Annotated in this window: 19 protein-coding genes; 18 read left to right on the top strand and 1 reads right to left on the bottom strand. The window is 50.7% G+C overall.

Annotation, left to right across the window (positions count from 1 at the left end; all coding sequences use genetic code 11):
* Positions 1-41: 41 nt before the first annotated feature.
* Positions 42-662 carry a hypothetical protein gene (locus BEQ56_10495; protein ID AOH44507.1) on the top strand — a complete coding sequence of 207 codons (621 nt, stop codon included), beginning with the start codon at positions 42-44 and terminating at the stop codon, positions 660-662.
* Between the two features lie 2 nt (positions 663-664).
* A complete protein-coding gene (locus BEQ56_10490) occupies positions 665-2152 on the top strand; it encodes a hypothetical protein (protein ID AOH43868.1) in 1488 nt (495 codons plus the stop codon).
* A 160-nt stretch (positions 2153-2312) separates the two neighbouring features.
* Here the strand turns inward: BEQ56_10490 and BEQ56_10485 are convergent, their stop codons facing one another.
* Complete coding sequence (locus tag BEQ56_10485; GenBank protein AOH43867.1) at positions 2313-2957, bottom strand: hypothetical protein; 645 nt, start codon at positions 2955-2957, stop codon at positions 2313-2315.
* On the opposite strand from BEQ56_10485, the gene BEQ56_10480 reads away from it, so the two are divergent.
* The 16 genes from BEQ56_10480 to BEQ56_10405 all read left to right on the top strand — a co-directional run bounded on the left by BEQ56_10480 (position 2956) and on the right by BEQ56_10405 (position 17838).
* Positions 2956-3525, top strand: coding sequence for a hypothetical protein (locus BEQ56_10480; GenBank protein ID AOH43866.1), 570 nt, complete (start codon positions 2956-2958; stop codon positions 3523-3525). The two genes, BEQ56_10485 and BEQ56_10480, sit on opposite strands and share 2 nt — an antisense overlap.
* Before the next feature lie 68 nt (positions 3526-3593).
* Positions 3594-4676, top strand: a complete 1083-nt coding sequence (locus BEQ56_10475; protein ID AOH43865.1) for a hypothetical protein — start codon at positions 3594-3596, stop codon at positions 4674-4676.
* A gap of 147 nt (positions 4677-4823) precedes the next feature.
* The gene (locus BEQ56_10470; GenBank protein ID AOH43864.1) at positions 4824-5027 is read left to right on the top strand and encodes a hypothetical protein; all 204 of its coding nucleotides are present in this window, start codon (positions 4824-4826) and stop codon (positions 5025-5027) included.
* Between the two features lies 1 nt (position 5028).
* Positions 5029-5511: a hypothetical protein gene (locus tag BEQ56_10465; protein AOH43863.1), complete on the top strand. Its 483-nt coding sequence runs from the start codon at positions 5029-5031 to the stop codon at positions 5509-5511.
* 295 nt (positions 5512-5806) lie between these two features.
* A complete protein-coding gene (locus BEQ56_10460) occupies positions 5807-6481 on the top strand; it encodes a hypothetical protein (GenBank protein ID AOH43862.1) in 675 nt (224 codons plus the stop codon).
* Between the two features lie 84 nt (positions 6482-6565).
* The gene (locus tag BEQ56_10455) at positions 6566-7207 is read left to right on the top strand and encodes a hypothetical protein (GenBank protein ID AOH43861.1); all 642 of its coding nucleotides are present in this window, start codon (positions 6566-6568) and stop codon (positions 7205-7207) included.
* A gap of 48 nt (positions 7208-7255) precedes the next feature.
* Positions 7256-7741, top strand: a complete 486-nt coding sequence (locus BEQ56_10450) for a hypothetical protein (GenBank protein ID AOH43860.1) — start codon at positions 7256-7258, stop codon at positions 7739-7741.
* Between the two features lie 135 nt (positions 7742-7876).
* Positions 7877-8191 carry a hypothetical protein gene (locus BEQ56_10445; GenBank protein AOH43859.1) on the top strand — a complete coding sequence of 105 codons (315 nt, stop codon included), beginning with the start codon at positions 7877-7879 and terminating at the stop codon, positions 8189-8191.
* 436 nt (positions 8192-8627) lie between these two features.
* Complete coding sequence (locus tag BEQ56_10440) at positions 8628-8855, top strand: hypothetical protein (GenBank protein AOH43858.1); 228 nt, start codon at positions 8628-8630, stop codon at positions 8853-8855.
* Positions 8839-10227 (top strand): transcriptional regulator, encoded by a 1389-nt coding sequence (locus BEQ56_10435; GenBank protein AOH43857.1) that lies wholly within the window; start codon positions 8839-8841, stop codon positions 10225-10227. The genes BEQ56_10440 and BEQ56_10435 overlap by 17 nt, the downstream gene beginning before the upstream one ends.
* Positions 10228-10440: 213 nt before the next feature.
* Positions 10441-11247, top strand: a complete 807-nt coding sequence (locus BEQ56_10430; protein ID AOH43856.1) for a hypothetical protein — start codon at positions 10441-10443, stop codon at positions 11245-11247.
* Between the two features lie 17 nt (positions 11248-11264).
* Positions 11265-11912 (top strand): hypothetical protein, encoded by a 648-nt coding sequence (locus BEQ56_10425; protein ID AOH43855.1) that lies wholly within the window; start codon positions 11265-11267, stop codon positions 11910-11912.
* A 38-nt stretch (positions 11913-11950) separates the two neighbouring features.
* Positions 11951-13702: a hypothetical protein gene (locus tag BEQ56_10420; protein AOH43854.1), complete on the top strand. Its 1752-nt coding sequence runs from the start codon at positions 11951-11953 to the stop codon at positions 13700-13702.
* 247 nt (positions 13703-13949) lie between these two features.
* Positions 13950-14897 carry a sugar ABC transporter substrate-binding protein gene (locus tag BEQ56_10415; GenBank protein AOH44506.1) on the top strand — a complete coding sequence of 316 codons (948 nt, stop codon included), beginning with the start codon at positions 13950-13952 and terminating at the stop codon, positions 14895-14897.
* Positions 14898-14967: 70 nt separating this feature from the next.
* Entirely contained in the window at positions 14968-16467 is a 1500-nt protein-coding gene (locus tag BEQ56_10410; protein AOH43853.1) for a ribose ABC transporter ATP-binding protein, read from the top strand.
* Between the two features lie 48 nt (positions 16468-16515).
* Positions 16516-17838, top strand: coding sequence for a peptidase (locus BEQ56_10405; GenBank protein ID AOH43852.1), 1323 nt, complete (start codon positions 16516-16518; stop codon positions 17836-17838).
* The last annotated feature ends 5 nt before the right edge of the window (positions 17839-17843 follow it).

The raw sequence follows: 17843 nt of genomic DNA, 5'->3' as shown, positions 1-17843 counted from the left end.
GACGGATGGAACTGACGAATTACACGTATGAAAGCTTGCGCATGGTCCCGATTCAGACGGGGTCCATGGCGAATAACTGCTATATTGTTGCCGATACGGAACGGAAGGAGTGCGTCGTAATCGACGCGTCGTTCGATTTTCAGCAGGTTCTCCGAAAAATTGAAGAAGAAGGCTGGCGATGGACGGCGCTTTGGCTGACGCACGCGCATTTTGACCATATTTATGGGGCGAAGCTGACGGAGACCGAGGGCCGCGACGTTCCGATCGCGCTTCATCCGGACGACGAAGCGATCCGGACGGGCGGCGGCTCGGCGCGCGCGGGCCAGGCCCGTGGGGGTAACTGCCCTGCGCCGCGGATCCCGATCGCTGATGGGACGCGCCTGACGGTTGGGAAGTACGGCTTTACCGTGCTGCATACGCCCGGCCATTCCCCCGGATCGGTCTGTTATTATTGCGCGGCGGCGGGTTGGCTTTTCAGCGGCGACACGGTTTTTTACCATGATCACGGACGGACCGATCTTTTCGGCGGTTCGCAGCGGCAAATCGAAGCCAGCATTAATACCAGGGTGCTGACGCTTCCTGACGAGACGTTGATTTTTCCCGGACATGAGGCGTTTACGTCGGTCGGCGCGGAGCGCCCCTTCTTCGGGCAGTATTTCTGATTATGGATCAATCAAGGCGGCGGAACGGACGGAAAATGGGACGGGCTGCGATCGTCTGGTTTGGTTTTGCCTGGCTGGCGCTGCTGACGGCGGGCTGCAACACACCCATGCCGGCAGTTTTCACGGAAGCCGCGGCGGGGGGGGGAGCGACGGATCCCGAAGTGGCGGTGCAGGCGATTCTCCCGACGCGGACCGCGAGCGTCACGCCGTTGCCGACGGCAACGCCGGTTCCGGCTTACCTGAGCGTTAGGCCGGAGGACCTGGATGGGTTGAAGATCCATGTCTGGCATGGGTTCCGCGATCAGGTTCAGGCGGCGTTCGACGCGTTCGTCGACGCGTTTAACGATGAAAACGCGTTTGGGATTGTCGTTTCGGCGGACAGCATGATTTCGGATGTCAATCTCAGCGATCGTGTCCTGGGCGGCGGAGAAGACGGGGGGCATCCGAACCTGATTTTTTCCACGGCGGATTATTTCCGCTTCTGGAGCGGGGAAGGGGTTCTTTTCGCGCCGTTGGACGATTACTTCGCGCATCCGCAGTACGGTTTATCCCCGGAACGTATCCGGGCGATCGACGCGCGGATCCCGGTACCGGGGAAGCGAACGGTTTTTCCGCTATGGTATACGCCGTACTTCCTTTTTTATAACGATACCTGGGGTCAGCAGTTAGGCTTTTCCGGGCCTCCGGAAACGTTCGAGGCGTTCGCGGAGCAGAGCTGCGCCGCGTATCAGGCGCGCATGGACGACGAGGATCGCGAAAATAACGGAACCGGCGGATGGATCATATCCGGTGCGCCCGGAACGGCGGTCAGCTGGCTCAGCGCGTTTGAGGCTGGAAAAATCGATTTTTCGGACCTTTCCGCGGCGGCGCCGGGAGAAGCGTTCCTGAAAGCGGTCAGCGCGCTGCGGAAGCTGTTTGACGATGGCTGTGTCTGGCAGAGTCGGCTTTCGGAGCCTTACGCTTACTTCGCTGATCATGAAGCGCTTTTTTACTCTGGGACGGCGGCCGATCTTCCGTTTCAGCGGATCGCGTTCGCTGAATCCGAGACGAACGGCGCCGACGATTGGCGGCTGATCCCCTATCCGGGGATATACGGAGTGCGGAATGAGGTGTTCGCGGAGACGTTTTCAGTCGGCATTGTTGTCCAGTCGGCTGTGGAGCAGTTCGCATCATGGCTGTTCCTGTCATACGTTTTAGACGAAGCGCGGCTGTCCGATTGGGCAGGCGCGGCGATGGGGATCCCGATCGGCGACGAGACGGGGCTTCCTTCGGACGCGCGGAAGAAGCTGGACCGGAAGCTGGCGGCGGCGCTTTACGACGGAGCCGAGCCGACGGCTTACGAATTTCCGGCAAATTGGATCACGATCAGGCCGGTTTTAGCGGATGGGTTTGCGTTCGCGTTCGCGCCTGGCGCGACAATCGATTCCGCGCCGGTCATCTGGGAACAGGTCTTGCAGACGATCTTGGAAATAAGTCAGTTGAGGACATGAAAGTGGGTTTTGAAATGCGAAAAGGTATCGAGTTGATCTGTTTAGGGCTGTTATTGGCGCTGGGGTCCAGCGCCTGCTCAACGTTCGTTCCGGCGCCGATCGAGCGGACGGATCAGGCGGCGGCAACGGCGCAGGTTGAAACCGAGATCGCGGATCGCGTTTATCGGACGGTGACGCGGGAGGCGCTGGAAGCGCTGATCCGGAAGCTGTCTGAAACGGCGACGGCGTCGACGACGCCTACGTTGACCCCGACGGCTACGGCGACGCTCGTTCCGACTTCGACCGAAACGCCGACGGCTACGTTTACGTTAACGCCGACGGCCACACTGACTTCTACTTCGACCTTGACCTTCACGCCGGTCCCGACCTCGACCTTCACGCCGGTCCCGACTTCGACCTTCACGCCGGTCCCGACCTCGACCTTCACGCCGGTCCCGACCTTGACCTTCACGCCGGTCCCGACCTCGACCTTCACGCTGGTCCCGACCTCGACCTTCACGCCGGTCCCGACCTTGACCTTCACGCCGGTCCCGACCTTGACCTTCACGCCGATCCCGACCTCAACCTTCATTCCGGCCCCGACCTCGACGGCCGACGATGGGGCTTGTCTTTTCTGTACCCGGGAGTTTAAAGCGCCGTCGAGACCGAGCCAGACGATCGCGCCGACAGGAACTTCGGACCCTGCAGCGGTTACGGTTCCAACACCAGCTCCGATCGATTTGGGGCTTCCGGTCCAGCCGACGGATTCCGGCGAATCAGCTTTTGTCAGACCGGATCGGGAGATCGTGTTGGCGCCGACGATCATGCCTGAAACGGACGATGCCAGTGATCGGGTTTCTGTAATTCACGCTGCGCCGGGGGAATCCTATCCGGTCAGCGTCCACCGGCATGAATCTGTCCTGATTTATACGGTTGATGGCTCCGAGTTAAAGCTGACAGTACGGGACCCGGGCGCGACGAATTCGTTCAGGCTGATCGCCCGGGACATGGGCGTCCTGATTTCGGATAACGATCAGGAATTAGAGCTGATTTTTGCTGTCCCGGCGACGGTTGAGCTCGTGAAGTCAGCGGAAATAATGGTCGATGAAACGCGCCCGGAAGCGACGTTCCGTACAGAGCCGGGGCCTGTTATGATCCCGGTTCGGATTCCTGTCGGCGCGGGGGTGCGGTTTTCTGTGCGCTTTGATCAGCGTTCCGCCGGAACGGTCGATATCTTTCCCTGGGGCGGTTCGCCGGAGACGTTCGGCCCAATCCGCCAGGTCGATTGGAAATCGTGCTGCGGATTGACCGAGATTTATTTCGTCGTTCTTCGGTCCGGTTCCGGCGCTGCGATGTTCAGCGCGGAGCTGATCCCCGGAATTTTCGGGAACTAAGCGGCGGATTTAAACGTATTAGCGGTATAACGATGAAACGCGATATCATGCTTTGAAAGAGGTGTTTAATGAAAAAAATAATGGTTCTGATCGGCGTTTTGGGGTTGATTCTGATGATAGCGCTGTCCGCGGCGGCGCAGTCTACGACGATGATCGGCGGGTCGATCCGATTCGCGCCCGGCGCGACGAGTCAGGTGATCAGCGGGCGGCTCGACGGCGGGGTTGCGGTTCGCTATGAGTTTTACGCTGCCGCGAATCAGTCGGCGACGATTACGCTGAATTCGGATACGAACGCCGCGGTTCTGGGCGTGAAAACGCTGAAGGGGCAGGTCCTGTTGAGCCTGGACGCACGCAGCGCGACGTTCGGGATGCCGCTGCCGGTTTCGGGTGGATACGAATTGCTCGTGTATAATCCGGGCCAGATGGCGACGAATTTTTCGTTCCTGCTTTCTATTCCGCCGATTTCGACGAAACCGGGCCAAACCGCGATCCCGGCGAATCCATATTACCCTGTTCCGGGCTCCTGGCAGTACCGGTTGGGTGGAACGATTCAATTCGCAAAGGGCGAGACGATGACGGAGATCGCCGGCACGTCAGCGGGGGGGACTTGTACCCGGTACGATTTTTATGCCGGGAACGACTACCTGCTCTTGGCGACCGTTTCGTCGGATAACAACCGAGTGAATCTGGGGCTGTCGGATAATACCGGGACGCTCTACGTCAGCAATGCGAATCAATTTGGGACGATCCGGCAAATCCTGTCGAAGGCGACGAAGTATAATCTCGACGTCTGTAACCCGGATGCGGCGGCGACCGGGTTTCGCCTGACGTTCGTTATCCCGGTGCGGGTTCGCTTTGCGCCGAATACAAACAGCGCGCAGCTGGCAGGGGCGGTCAGGGCTAACGGCGTCGTTTCGTACACGGCCTACGCGTCGGCTGGACAGACGATGACGGTCAGGCTTCAGAGCGGAACGACCCAGCCGAACGCGTTCCTGCGGATCAGCGGTATTGACGACGGGGTCGTTTATCAGGATCATACGGCGAAGCTGACGAATTGGAGCGGCGTGCTGCCGCGGAGGCAGGACTACCTGATCGAGGTGGTTTCGTTCCAACAGGCGACGAATTATTCATTATCGATTCAAATCTATTAAAGGTTCTGAGTTGGATATTGCGCAGAGGGCGTCTCAAGACCATTCAGGAAAAAAAGTTTTGAAACGCTCTCTTTTTTTCTGAATATAATAAGAACGAGTCTTTTTTCGAGCTGACGCGTATATAAGGATAAGGAATGGAGGGACCGTATGAACGACGATCGTCAGGGATGTCTTGGGTTTTTACTTAAAACTTTTCTTTTGTCGAAAATTTATAATTGGCTTCAGGAGACGTTCGGTTACAAATCGGGGAATTGCTGCGGTTGCGGCTGCGGGCTGATTATTCTGGTCGTCTGCGGTATGATTTTCCTGAAGCTATTCTTCGGAACGGATTTTCTGGATTTCGGGTTTTAGGATGATTCCGCGTTATCAGGTGATTCCGAGGACGCTGATCTTCGTTTTTCATCGCGATCGTGTGCTGCTCCTTCGCGGGGCGGAGACGAAAAAGAATTTTCCCGGGCTGTATAACGGTTTGGGCGGGCATGTCGAGCATGGGGAGTCGGTCCTTGCCGGAGCGGAACGCGAGCTTTTCGAGGAGAGCGGGATTCAGGGCGTCGAGTTGGAGCTTTGCGGACTGTCGATCGATTCAACGCATCCGGACGTTGGAGTCGAGGTCCATATTTTTCGCGGCGAGATTGACCGGGAGATCGCGCCGATTGCATCTGACGAAGGCGAGCTTGAATGGGTCCCGGTTTCGGAGCTCGGACGGCTTCCCGCGCTCCCGGACCTGGTCCCGTTCGTCGAACGGTGCCGCGGCTGGAAAAGCGGCGGACGAATTTTCTACGCGGTTGCGGACTGGAACGCGAAGGACGGGGAGCAGCTCCGATTTTATGTTTGAATCCAACCGCGGCTGGGCTGATGAACTTTTCTGAGGGTGGGGTTCGGTACGGCGCTGCTTCTGTCGAGATCGCTTGTCCATATTTTACGTTGAAATAAGAAAATGACAAGTTTTTCACCCGCATCTGGTCCGCGTTTAGATTTCCACGGGCGGGCTTGGCCGCGGCGTTCTTTATAAATACACATTGGATTGACAGAAAAAAAGTTGAAAAACTTTGATAAGATTATTTTAGCCAGTCCGAACGGCGGGCGGGTTTTCTTTTAAAAAAATCAACAAACTGACGGAGGCGGTAGGAATGCAAACCGAAATCGCGGTACAACGGCGGGAGGAAGAATTAGCGGCGATATCGGCGATGCAGCAAACGGCGGCCACCGCAACAGCGACCGCACAGACAGCCGCCGCTGAGACAGCGCAGGCGCAGGCTAAGGCGCAGAACCCGTACGTGGACGTACAGGTGGGGGACATTATCGAGTTCGGGTCGTACGAGCAGGACAACAATCCTTCGAACGGACCGGAGCCGATCGAGTGGCGTGTGCTGGAGGTGAGCGACGGGAGCGCGCTGATCGTCAGCCAATACGCGCTGGACGCGAGAGCGTACAACAAGGGATGGGTGAGCGTAACGTGGGCGGAATGCACGCTGCGGGGATGGCTGAACGGAGAATTTTACGCTACGGCGTTTAATGAGGAAGAGAAGGGGCGGATTGCAATAGTCGGGGATTCAGGTGGTGGCAAATCCACTATCGCAAAACTAATTGCCGGATTTTGGAATACCTGTGACGGAGAAATTTTAATCGGAAAAAACAATTTGAATGATATGCTGTTAAAGCAAAACATGGAACTCGTCGCTTATGTATCGCAAGAGAATTTCCTTTTTAATAAAGCTGTTTTGGAAAATTTGAAAATGGCGAAAGAAGATGCCAGCATGGATATATATACAGAGTCTCAAGGAAATCGAGGTGGTCTAAAATGAGAGAGTTATAAGACATAATTTATTGGCTCTATAATAGAATTAACCATATCTTATGTATTAATTTAGTGTTATTTAGAGGCGGAAATGTTAAAGTATAAACCCATATATTGGTTTGTGATGAATCCTTTTGTAAAAAGAGCATTAAAAATAAAATATAGCGATGAAGATGTTAAGATGATTGTTAGAAATGCTAAAGCTGAATATAGAGAATTACTGAATAAAGCTGATGATATTGGCGCTGAAAATCCCATGGCTTCCAATTTATATTTTTGTCTGTTGTTTTTTTCTTTTATGCAGGGAAGCGAAGGCAAAATAACTTCTGAAGATTTGAAAGAAATAATGAGAATTACTTTATCAGATCCCACATTGTTAAAACTAATGGGCAAGAAAGATTATAATAACCCAAAAGATTTAAAAAAATTTAAAGAGCTTATGCATAAGAATTCTGATTGGGCAGAGCTTCATCGCAAAGAGTATCCAGAAACTTGGAAATTTAATTTTGATGATAGTCATCAGGATGGATTTTATTATTATTTTACTAAATGTCCAATCGCTAAATTCTTTAAAGATAATAACTTAGAAGAAATAACTCCTATATTTTGCGAATTAGATCATCTTACGATTAAAGTTAGAAAAGCAAAATTATTTAGGGATAAAACATTAGCTAAAGGTGATGATATGTGTGATTTTTGGATTGTTGGAGATAAAGTTCAGAATCCTAAATAATTGTTTGCATTTAAAAAAATATAATAATTAAAGGTGAATATATTTAAAATGGATATCTTATTTCTACAAGTGGTTTTATATTGCTTATTATTCACATTATTAGTAGCTTTATCATTTAGAGGCAATGCGATTAATATTGTATATTTTTATCCCAAATCTGTTATAGATAAGGTTGTTGAATTTGGTTATACAGATTATAAAACAATCAAGAGAAATAAAATCATATTTTATTCTTTATTTATTATTTTAATGTTTGGAAGTTTGATATTAATTGTCGGGTCATGGAATGAAATCAATGATTTTAAACAAGCGTTTATTCAATTAAATATTTTTCTTCAATCCTGGAATATCTTTGATGGACTAGTTATGGATATTTTATGGACCAGTAATAGCAAGAATCTAAAAATAAAAGGTATAAAGGATAGTGAATATATACCTGGTGTTGTAAATGTAATTAAAAAGAGAATTATCTTTATTCCTGTTTTGTTGGCAGCGGCTTTAATCTTAGCTAAATTTATAGCATTTATATACTAAATTATTTAGCAGTATAGAATGAATAGCTTGTTTTAGGATGAATCAATGAAGTCATAGTAACATAACGTGCAAGTATTATTGGATGAAAATTAAAAAAATGTATCCAGTACTTGACACAAGGGTGCGCTGACGAAGGTGGAGAACGCGGACAATCCGAGGTACGGGAAGAGCGGCGGGAGGGATACGGAGGACCGGGTATTCCTGCTGAGCCTTTGGGAAGCGGAGCGGCATTTTGAAGACGACGAGGACCGGAGGACTTTTCCGACGGAGTACGTGATCGCGCAGGATGTGTATGTGAACAGCGACCTGGGAACGGTGTGGTGGTGGCTTCGTCGCCGGACCACAATAGTGATAAAGCCGCGGAAGTCCACGCGGGTGGCTCGCTCCTCCACTATGGTTTCTATGTTCCCCGCAGGAGCGCAGTCCGTCCCGCTCTCCGGCTTAAAATAACGCCGTAATGGATCCGGGGCGCGGGAGAGCGCCTCGCTTTGCGCCTTGCAATAGAAAATCAGATCTATTTACATTGCGGGCGCATCTGTCCTCCGGCCTCTTCACATCCGTCCCGCGAAGGCGGGACATGCCCGACCGGAAGGGAGGGGCCGGGGAGGAAATCCCGCTTGCGGGACGAAAAATTTTTGTGGTCAGCGAAATAGATGCAGCGCAATCAGGCAGAAACGCTGAAGGTCAGTTGCATTTGACAGGCAAGCTCATAAGTTGCGTTTACTTTGTCAACTCACAATCGCGCTTTCCATGAACTGGATTCAGATTCACAGAGCCATTTTTTAACGAAAACTGTATCATTTCCAATCGTTCTGCCGCACGATCAGAGACAGGGGCGCGAACGGATAGAGCAGAGAGAGCGGAGAAAAGCTTATGCAGGATCGATATGACGCGGTATTTATCGGCGCGGGGTCGTCGGATGCATGACGGCAGATCGGCGCGGATTTTACGATTATCTGACGCGAAAATTCTCGATGACTTCGCTGAGATGGACTATACTTATTTTAAGTTGGATCAGGATTCAAACGGATCAGCGGCGGGTTTTTCCGTCCGTCCGGTCGGAAGCGGGGTAACGAAACGAAGGAAGGAAATTGAGAATGGAAAAGGTTTTTAAGTCTGTGAAATTAGATATTCGCTGTACGCCGGTTTTAGACCCGGATTATATCCCGTTCACGAAGTTTTACGAAGCATTCCTGAAAACGGCGACCGAGCCGATCGCGGTTTCGATTGAACGCGAAGACGCTCAGGTTCAGGTTTTTGAAACGAAGATTCATGGCGTCCCTGGGAAATTCGACGTCGATTATCTCGTCGTCGAACGGATTGTGAAATTCATGATCTGGGCGCGCGGCGGTTTCCGACTGACGATCAGCGGCGATCGGAAGATTGGCGAAGCGATCGCGGCGGCGTATTCGGCGGACGGGAAACGGTCGTTCGATTTCCATTTCATGACGAATGTGTATGAAAAGCCGTTTGAGGTTGTCTTGACGGATTACGCGTCGCGGCCGAGCCCGTACCAGAAATCCGTCTCGATCGGAAGGCATTTAGACGGCTGTCGGATTGGGTTTGACGCCGGCGGTTCCGATCGGAAGGTTTCGGCGGTTATTGACGGCGAGCCGGTTTTCTCTGAAGAGATTGTCTGGCTTCCGAAGGTGACGGCCGATCCGGCTTATCACTACGAAGGGATTTTAGACTCGTTCCGTCGCGCCGCCGCGCACCTGCCGCGGGTCGACGCGATCGGCGTTTCTTCGGCGGGTATTTATATCAATAATGAAACGAAGGCGGCGTCGCTCTTTCTTCAGGTTCCGAAGGCTGCTTTTGAAAAAACGGTGAAGCGGATTTATATCGACGCGGCGAAGGAGATCGGCGCGGATATTCCGCTCGTGGTTGCGAACGACGGCGACGTTACGGCGCTGGCTGGGGCGATGAGCCTGAACGCGGATTCGGTTCTGGGAATCGCGATGGGGACGAGCGAGGCGGCGGGTTTCGTCGACCGCGAAGGCAATATTACCGGCTGGTTGAACGAGCTGGCGTTCGCGCCGGTCGATCTGGCGGAAAACGCGATGGTTGATGAATGGTCCGGGGATATTGGCTGCGGTGTTAAGTATTTCAGTCAGGACGGCGTGATTAAATTGGCGCCCGCTGCCGGGATCGATTTGTCGGCGGCTGAAACGCCGGCGGAAAAGCTGAAAATCGTGCAGGGGCTGATGGCTGATGGGGACGGAAACGCTGCGAAGATTTATGAGACGATCGGGGCGTATCTGGGTTACGCGCTGAAACTTTATTCGCTTTTCTATGATTTAAAAGAGGTTCTGCTGCTGGGGCGCGTCGTTTCAGGGAAGGGCGGCGATATCCTGCTGGAGACGGCGAAGCAGGTTCTCGCGGCGGAATATCCGGATCTGAAGATAAATTTATCGCTGCCGACGGAGAAAACGCGTCGCGTGGGCCAGTCGGTCGCCGCGGCGAGCTTAGCGGAGATTCGCAGGTAAGCGGTTCCGGTTGGAACGGGCATATTCCGTTTTTTGGATCTGAATGAAGAATCGAAGACCTCGCGCCCGCGGGGTTTTTTTCGTATCTGGCGGGACGTTTTGCCGAGCGAGGAACGATGCGTCGGGAAATGGATATGCGAGCGATCAACCACGCGTCAGCAGAGGCGTTTTTTGGTACAATAGCGATAGCTATTAAATGGAAACGAGGACAGGATGGGCAAAAAGATTGATTTCCAGGAAACAACCAACGATTTGCTGACGCGGATCGATATTCATAATAAATTCGGCAGCAGGGATATCGACCGCTGGATGCTGGATACGCTCGATTTAAAGCCGGGTATCAGGATTTTGGACGTAGCCTGCGGCGGGGGGAAGCAGTGCGTTTCGTTTCATCAGTACCTGAATGGGAAATGTGAAATTGTCGGCGGCGATATCAGCCGCGAGCTCCTCGATCAGGCGGAAGTCGAAAACGCCAAGCTGGGGAATCCTTTTCGGATCGTTCCGCTCGACTTTGACCAGCGCTTTGAATTTCCGGATCATGCGTTTGATCTGGTTTCATGCTGTTTCGCGATTTATTACACGAGCGATATTCATTTCACGGTTCCGGAAATGCATCGCGTCCTGAAATCGGGTGGGCGACTGTTCACGACCGGCCCGATGCCTGAGAATAAGCGCGTTTTTTACGATATTATTCGGGAGGCGACGGGGAAGGAGATTCCGCCGATGCCCGGGAGTTCGCGTTACAGCTCAGAGATATACGATGAAATCGCGGCGGTGTTCGCGAAGGTCGACACACATATTTTTGAAAATCCGCTGACGTTTAAGACGGCCGCTCCGTTCATGGCTTACGCGCGGGCGTCGATGTCCGAGGATCGGCGCTTATGGAAATCGCTGTTCGCGACGCATGCTGAGTTCGAAGATGTGATGTCGAAGATTCATCGCGTTGCCGATAAATATATTGAACGCGACGGCGAAATTGTGATGACCAAGGTCGTTGGCGGATTCGTCGCGACGAAATAACGGACCGCCGAGGGGCGATGGAAAATATGACTTTTTTCGGGAAGCGCGTCGTTTTTTTAGGCGCGCATCCGGATGATATTGAATTGGGGTGTGGCGCGCTGCTGGCGCGGATCGCGCCGGCGACGGAAGTTCGCTGCGTGACGTTTTCGGATAATCAGAAAAACCCGCTTCTGACGAACCTGATCGAGGAGCATTACGCATCGATGGCAGTTTTGGGCGTTCCGAGAGAGAAGGTCACGCTTCTGGATTTCGAGACGCGGCGGTTCCCTGACGCGCGTCAGGAAATTTTAGAGGCGATGCTGAAAATTCAGCGTGAATTTGAACCGGATATCGTCTTCGTACATACGAAAGCCGACGTTCATCAGGATCATAATACGATGACGGCGGAGGCGCTTCGCGCGTTTCGCGGGCGAACGGTTCTCGGTTTCGACGTTATCCGTTCGTCTTATGGGTTCTTTCCGGATTTCCTCGTTACGGTCGGCGAGGAGGACGTTGAGAAGAAAATTCTGGCGTTAAGCCAGTATCAGACGTATCGTTCGAAGTATTATTTTAATCAGGAGCTGACACGGTCGACGCTGATTCGGAACGGCGCGATCGGCGAGCGGCGGTTTGCCGAGGGGTTCGATATCCTGCGGATCGTAGCGTCGTTCGGTTCCCCCGCGTAAGCATAAGCGGGGCGGAGTAGAATAGGAAGAAATCGGGGTTGGCCGTCGCGCTGACTCCGATTTTCGTTCTGAATCTGAGGAGAATGAAGGTCATGGGTACGAGGCGAATGAACGCGTCCAGCAGGCGGAACCCTATTTTCTGGAATTTGGCGATTTTGAAGGATTGGAAGCGGCCGGATTTTGTCCTTTGGACGGGGATCCTGATTTTTTGTGTCTGGCTGGCGATTGGGCTGAACTTTTTTGATGATTACGGTGGGTTTACCGATGAGCTCGTCGAGGTTCAGACGGCGTCGGTCAACGTTAAGTATATTTTTTCAAAGCTTCCGATGTTGGCGGACGTGCGTTCGTTGAAGCTGCCGATGTATGGGGAGCTTGACGAGCTGCCCGACCTGCTGACATACAAGGATCGGGTTTACGGCGTTACGGCGCTGCTGCCGACGGTTTTTATCAACCTGCTGCCGGGGGTGTCGCTGAACCTCGCGCAGTTCCTGAAATTCAGGCGGCTTTATATTTTTCTGACGGTTGTGTTTGCGGCGGGTTGTTTTTTCGTGTATCTTCGAAGGCGCTGGCAGTGCGGCTGGACGCCGGTTTTCGGGCTGGCCGTCCTGATTCTCTCGCCGCGTTTTTTCGCGGAAAGCTTCTATAATTCCAAGGATATCGTCTTTTTTGCCTGGTTCCTGATCGCGCTGAGCTGCTGCGGCGCGTACATGGTTGATCGGTCGCGGCAGGCGATCGGATTTTTCCTGCCGGCGTTCGCGCTGACCGCGAACGCGCGCTATTTTGGTTTTGGCTTGCTTCCCGCGTTTCTGGCGCTGATCGCGCTGTCGGAGGCTCGGACGGGACGGCCGCTGAAAGAGATTCTGCGGCTGGAATTCCTGACGCTGGTTGGGTCGGCCGCGTGTTTTTATCTGGTTTCGCCGTATCTTTGGGAGATGAATCTCGGGTCGATCCTGAGCGGGCTGACGTTTGTTACGAACCTGCCGGGGATCGGCGACGCTGAGCTTTTTTTGGGGACGCTGGTCGCTCCGCGGGACGTTCCGCTGTACCTGGCGGTTTGGATCGGGATTACGACGCCGGTTTTTTATCTCCTGTTATTTCTGATTGGCGTGGGCGGCGCGATTTCGTCTGTGGTTCGGCAAAATGGGCTGGTAAAAGTTTCAGGGGGCGTCCTTTTCGACCTGTTTTCGCTCGGGCTGATACTTGTTTATTACGCGTTGATCGTGCTGTCGAAGGCGACGATTTATCATGGGTGGCGGCACGCGTATTTTCTCTACGCTCCGATGCTCGTGCTGATCGCGAGCGGATTCGACCGACTGAGTACCGCGATTGGGAGGAAACCAGCCTGGGCGAAGGTGGGGAGAGGAATCGTCATAGCCGGATGCGTTTTATCTTTTGGGTTTACTGCGTTCTGGATCGCCTCGAACCATCCACTGGATTTCGCGTATTTTAACGCGATCGGACGGCCGATTGCCTCTGGATTTTCCCGCGATTCATGGGGCGTCGGGTCGCGTCCCTGTATCGAGTATCTGGCGCATGCGACCTCGAAAGAGCAGCTTCAGTTTGGCGTTAACGAGGACCTGACATATGGGGCGTCTGAGTTTACGCTCTGGGCGCTTCCGGAGAGCGTGTCTTCCCGGTTCAGGGTGGTGTGGAAGACGGAGAATGCGGATGCGTTCTGCTATTCTTATAAGAATTATCCGGGAAACGATTATCAGCGTCCTGGCTTTCGACTGGTGAAGACGTATTTTGTGGATGGGGCTGCGGTTGTTGGCGCGTACGTGCGAGAGTAGGTGAATTTTAGCAACGGGCGAGGTCCTTTTAAATACCAATTTTATTTGGCGTTTTGTAATAAGTATTCCATTACATATATCAGGCTTGACAGTTGAGGTTGGTTTGATATTATATATTTAGCTTAGGTAAAACGTTTTACTAAACAGGCTAAAATTTTTTTCAATTCGATAAAAGGGAGGCAGTATGAAGAAGATTTTGAAATTCTTTCTATTTTTCGTAGTTATTTGTGTTGCTTGTTTTTGTGAAATCGGTGGGCGCGTAATTGCTCAATCAGATTCATCGAAATTGCGCATAGCCTTTATCCCTCAGCTTATTGGGATTCCATATTTTACGGCGATGGAGGATGGTGGAATGAAAGCCGCTGAGGATCTTGATGTTGAGTTTCTTTATACTGGGGCGACGCAGGCAAGTGCGGCTGAGCAGGTAAAAATTTTGGATAGTCTGATTCGACAGGGGGTCGACGCGATTGCTATTTCAACACTCGATAGCTCGTCAACCAATCCGTATATCGAGAAGGCGCAAGAGGCCGGTATTCACGTTTTTACTTCGGACTCCGACGCGCCAGACAGCCGTAGGGAATTTTATGTCGCGCAGGCGCTTGATAAAGATTTAGGATACATCTTAGTTGATGAACTTGCTGCTCAAATTGAAAATCAAGGACAGGTTGGAATTGTTTCCGGTGAATCTACTGCAACAAATTTGAACACATGGATTGACTATATGAAGGAGCGAATTGCGGAAAAATATCCTGAAATTGAAATCGTCGACATTCGATACACCCAAGGCGGAAGCAGCGAGCAGGCTCTAAAACAAGCGCAGGAGCTAATGACAAGATATCCTGATTTGAAGGGTCTCATTGCCGTTGCGTCTTCAACCATTCCTGGCGTTGCGCAGGCCGTTCAGCAAGAAGGTCGCGCAGGCGAAATCGCGGTTATTGGTTATGGTTCTCCCGCGACTGTAAAGCCTTATATGGATTCTGGAGTGATGGCAAGGTCAATCCTTTGGAATGCCTATGAGCTTGGATATCTTACCGTTTGGGCTGGAAAAATGGCTGTTGAAGGGAAACCGTTTGAGGAAGAGAATCATGTTGAAGGCTTTGATCATCCAGTGAAATACTTTGAGGATGAGAAGATCCTTTTGCTTGGCGATCCGCTCGTTATTACTCCGGACAACGTTAATAATTTTACTTTTTAGCGGCACCGTTTCGTCTTTCGATTCCAAACGCCGGCCCGATGTGATCGGCGTTTGGGATAAAAAGGTTATTATGAATGTTCCATTACTGAAACTGGTTTCTATTGAAAAATCTTTTGGCGGAATAAAGGCCTTGAGAAATGTCAGCCTTGACTTGGATCGAGGTAAGGTTTTATCTATCGTAGGCGAGAATGGCGCTGGTAAGTCGACCTTAATGAAGATTGTTGCAGGAGCAATTCAGCAGGACTCAGGTGAAATCTGGATGGACGGCGAAAAAGTTTTTTTTCAATCGCCGCTTGATGCCATGAAAAAAGGTATTTCGATCGTTTTCCAGGAACCTAATATATTCTCTGACCTATCCGTTCTTGAAAATATTTTTTCTGGAAATGAGTTCGTGAATCGAAGCGGATCGGTTAATTGGAAGAGAATGTATGATTCGGGAGTCAGCGCATTAAGATTGGTTGGTTTATCTGAGGATGTGCTAAGTCTTTCAATGAGCGAGTTATCCATAGGAAATCAGCAGTTAGTTCTTATAGCCCGAGGAATTTATAAGGATTGCAGCATTCTTATATTAGATGAACCGACTTCTATCTTGAGTCATAACGAGTCCGAAAAGTTGTTTGAGATTATTGCGAAGCTTAAATCCAGAGGTGTCAGCATTCTATATATCAGTCACCGTATCCCGGAAGTTTTAAGAATTTCTGACAATATTATCGTGATGAGAGACGGCCAGGTTACTGGAAGCGTAAGTCCCGAACAAGTTGATGAAACGAAAATTGTGACTGCCATGTCTGGCAGACTGATTAATACAGACGTTTTTGTTCCTCGTTCATACGAGGAAAAGCCCCCAATTCTCAGTGTTAAAGATTTATGCTGCGGTGTCGAGTATCAGGATATTTGTTTTGAGCTGCGTCCGGGAGAAATTTTAGGATTTTACGGTCTTGTTGGGTCTGGCAGGAGTGAAATCGCCCGTGCAGTTTTTGGGTACAAGAAACCTGAAAAAGGGCAGGTTCTTTTGAAGGATGAGAATATAACGGGAATGCGGATCGCTGAAATTGTTCGGCGGCATATTTATTATGTTCCTGAGGATCGAGGCGTTCAGGGTTTATTTCATGGTCATTCCGTCTTGGAAAACATGAGCGTTCCATTTTTAGATAAGCTATCTGATCGATTAGGCTTTATTTTAAAAAAAGAGGAACGAAAGATTGTTCATGAAAATATTGAAAAATATTCGATTAAGACGGATTCTTCGGATGCGCTGATCGATAATTTGAGCGGTGGAAGTCAACAAAAGGTCCTCTTCTGTCGATGGTTGCTGGACAGGCCGGACGTCTTGATTTTAGATGAGCCAACCCGCGGTATTGATGTGATGACGAAAACTGAGATTCATAAATTTATTATGGATTTAGCGGTGCAGGAGGTTGCAATTATTCTGATATCCTCCGATCTAAAGGAGATTCTGGAATTATCGGATCGAGTTATCACGTTTCGCAAAGGAAGAATTACTGGAAGCTTTATGCACGTTGCTTTTACAGAAAGAGAAATTCTGGCGGCTGCGCTTGGTTTAGCGTAATTATATTGATTTTATGATGGTTATTTTGCTTTATGAAAAGGACGAATAATGGAATCGCACGTTGAACTTGTACATCGATGGATTGAAGAACATTCTGATGAAGTTGTTAATTTGTTAACGGATCTGATTCGTGTTCCGAGCGTGACGCCATATTTTAATGAAGAAAAAATGTATATGCGCGAAGGAGACGCGCAGCGGGTTCTTCAAAAGTATTTGACCCAGATGGGAATGAAAACTGAATTTAGTTATCCTGATCCGATTGGGCTCGCGAAGTATAAAGGAAAAGCGGGCTACTATCCGAATTACACTTTCGAAGATCGGCCTAATTTGTATGGAGTTTATAAAGGCGATGGAGATGGCCGATCCCTTCTGCTTTCCGGGCATATTGACGTTGTTGCACGAGGCGTTGGATGGACGGTTGATCCGTTTGGCGGGTGCAGGAAGGACGGGAGAGTATATGGACGGGGCGCTGTCGATATGAAAGGCGGGATCGCTTGTATGACAGTCGCGTTCAAAGCGATTCAGGAATGTCATATCCGGTTGAAAGGCGACGTTCAGATCGGTACGGTTGTGGGCGAAGAAGCTGGCGGAATGGGAACGTTAGCTTTTGTGGATCATGGGTATCGTGCGGATGGATGCCTGATAACAGAGCCGACCCATTTGAATGTCGCGCCGTTATGCAGAGGGATTTTATGGGGGAAGATTACGATTCCTGGACGGAATGGGCATATCGAATTGCCGCAGGGGGATTGGCGAACGGGCGGAGCGGTTGACGCGATTGACAAATTGGCGGTCTTTCTTGACAAGCTGAAGGGGTTGAATCGAAAATGGGCGCAGTCAAAACAGCATAAGTATTTACCGATACCTTGTCAAATTAATATTGCGCAGATAAACGCAGGGGAATTTCCGACGACATTTGCCAGCTCAGCCGAAGTCATCTTTAACGCACAATATTTACCTGAAGAAAAAGATGATAATGGGTTGGGCGGTAAGGTCAAGATCGAGATTGAGAACTTTATCAAGGAATTTGCTCAAGCTGACGACTGGCTAAAAGAGAATCCGCCTATAGTAACGTGGATTGTTGACGCTGATTGTGGCGAGACCTTAGACGATCAACCCTTTTTTCATGTTGTTTGGGAGTCTGCAAAGAAAACGAATCCCAAGTCACTTGTGGAAGGAATTTGTTGCCATACAGATATGGGTTGGTTTTGTAACGTTGGAATACCAACGATAAATTTGGGCCCTGGCGATCCTCGCCTAGCACATCAAGCGAATGAATTTGTCGAGATTTCGGAATTGATTCAATGTACAAAGATCATATCGTCGCTTATTTTGGAATGGTGCGAACCAGCTATTCAGCGGCAGGATTGACTGCA

It is taken from the genome of Anaerolineaceae bacterium oral taxon 439, from assembly GCA_001717545.1.
In the GTDB taxonomy this organism is placed as follows: Bacteria; Chloroflexota; Anaerolineae; order Anaerolineales; family Anaerolineaceae; genus Flexilinea.
Note: the sequence above shows the minus strand (reverse complement) of the source record. Positions and strands in the feature narration are given on the sequence as shown.

Excerpts from the sequence above, each read along its gene's own strand:
- BEQ56_10495 (AOH44507.1), top strand. The coding sequence starts at position 42 with ATGGTCCCGATTCAGACGGGGTCCATGGCGAATAACTGCTATATTGTT.
- BEQ56_10490 (AOH43868.1), top strand. The coding sequence starts at position 665 with ATGGATCAATCAAGGCGGCGGAACGGACGGAAAATGGGACGGGCTGCG.
- BEQ56_10480 (AOH43866.1), top strand. The coding sequence starts at position 2,956 with ATGCCTGAAACGGACGATGCCAGTGATCGGGTTTCTGTAATTCACGCT.
- BEQ56_10485 (AOH43867.1), bottom strand. The coding sequence starts at position 2,957 with ATGATCGTCGGCGCCAACACGATCTCCCGATCCGGTCTGACAAAAGCT.
- BEQ56_10475 (AOH43865.1), top strand. The coding sequence starts at position 3,594 with ATGAAAAAAATAATGGTTCTGATCGGCGTTTTGGGGTTGATTCTGATG.
- BEQ56_10470 (AOH43864.1), top strand. The coding sequence starts at position 4,824 with ATGAACGACGATCGTCAGGGATGTCTTGGGTTTTTACTTAAAACTTTT.
- BEQ56_10465 (AOH43863.1), top strand. The coding sequence starts at position 5,029 with ATGATTCCGCGTTATCAGGTGATTCCGAGGACGCTGATCTTCGTTTTT.
- BEQ56_10460 (AOH43862.1), top strand. The coding sequence starts at position 5,807 with ATGCAAACCGAAATCGCGGTACAACGGCGGGAGGAAGAATTAGCGGCG.
- BEQ56_10455 (AOH43861.1), top strand. The coding sequence starts at position 6,566 with ATGTTAAAGTATAAACCCATATATTGGTTTGTGATGAATCCTTTTGTA.
- BEQ56_10450 (AOH43860.1), top strand. The coding sequence starts at position 7,256 with ATGGATATCTTATTTCTACAAGTGGTTTTATATTGCTTATTATTCACA.
- BEQ56_10440 (AOH43858.1), top strand. The coding sequence starts at position 8,628 with ATGACGCGGTATTTATCGGCGCGGGGTCGTCGGATGCATGACGGCAGA.
- BEQ56_10435 (AOH43857.1), top strand. The coding sequence starts at position 8,839 with ATGGAAAAGGTTTTTAAGTCTGTGAAATTAGATATTCGCTGTACGCCG.
- BEQ56_10430 (AOH43856.1), top strand. The coding sequence starts at position 10,441 with ATGGGCAAAAAGATTGATTTCCAGGAAACAACCAACGATTTGCTGACG.
- BEQ56_10425 (AOH43855.1), top strand. The coding sequence starts at position 11,265 with ATGGAAAATATGACTTTTTTCGGGAAGCGCGTCGTTTTTTTAGGCGCG.
- BEQ56_10410 (AOH43853.1), top strand. The coding sequence starts at position 14,968 with ATGAATGTTCCATTACTGAAACTGGTTTCTATTGAAAAATCTTTTGGC.
- BEQ56_10405 (AOH43852.1), top strand. The coding sequence starts at position 16,516 with ATGGAATCGCACGTTGAACTTGTACATCGATGGATTGAAGAACATTCT.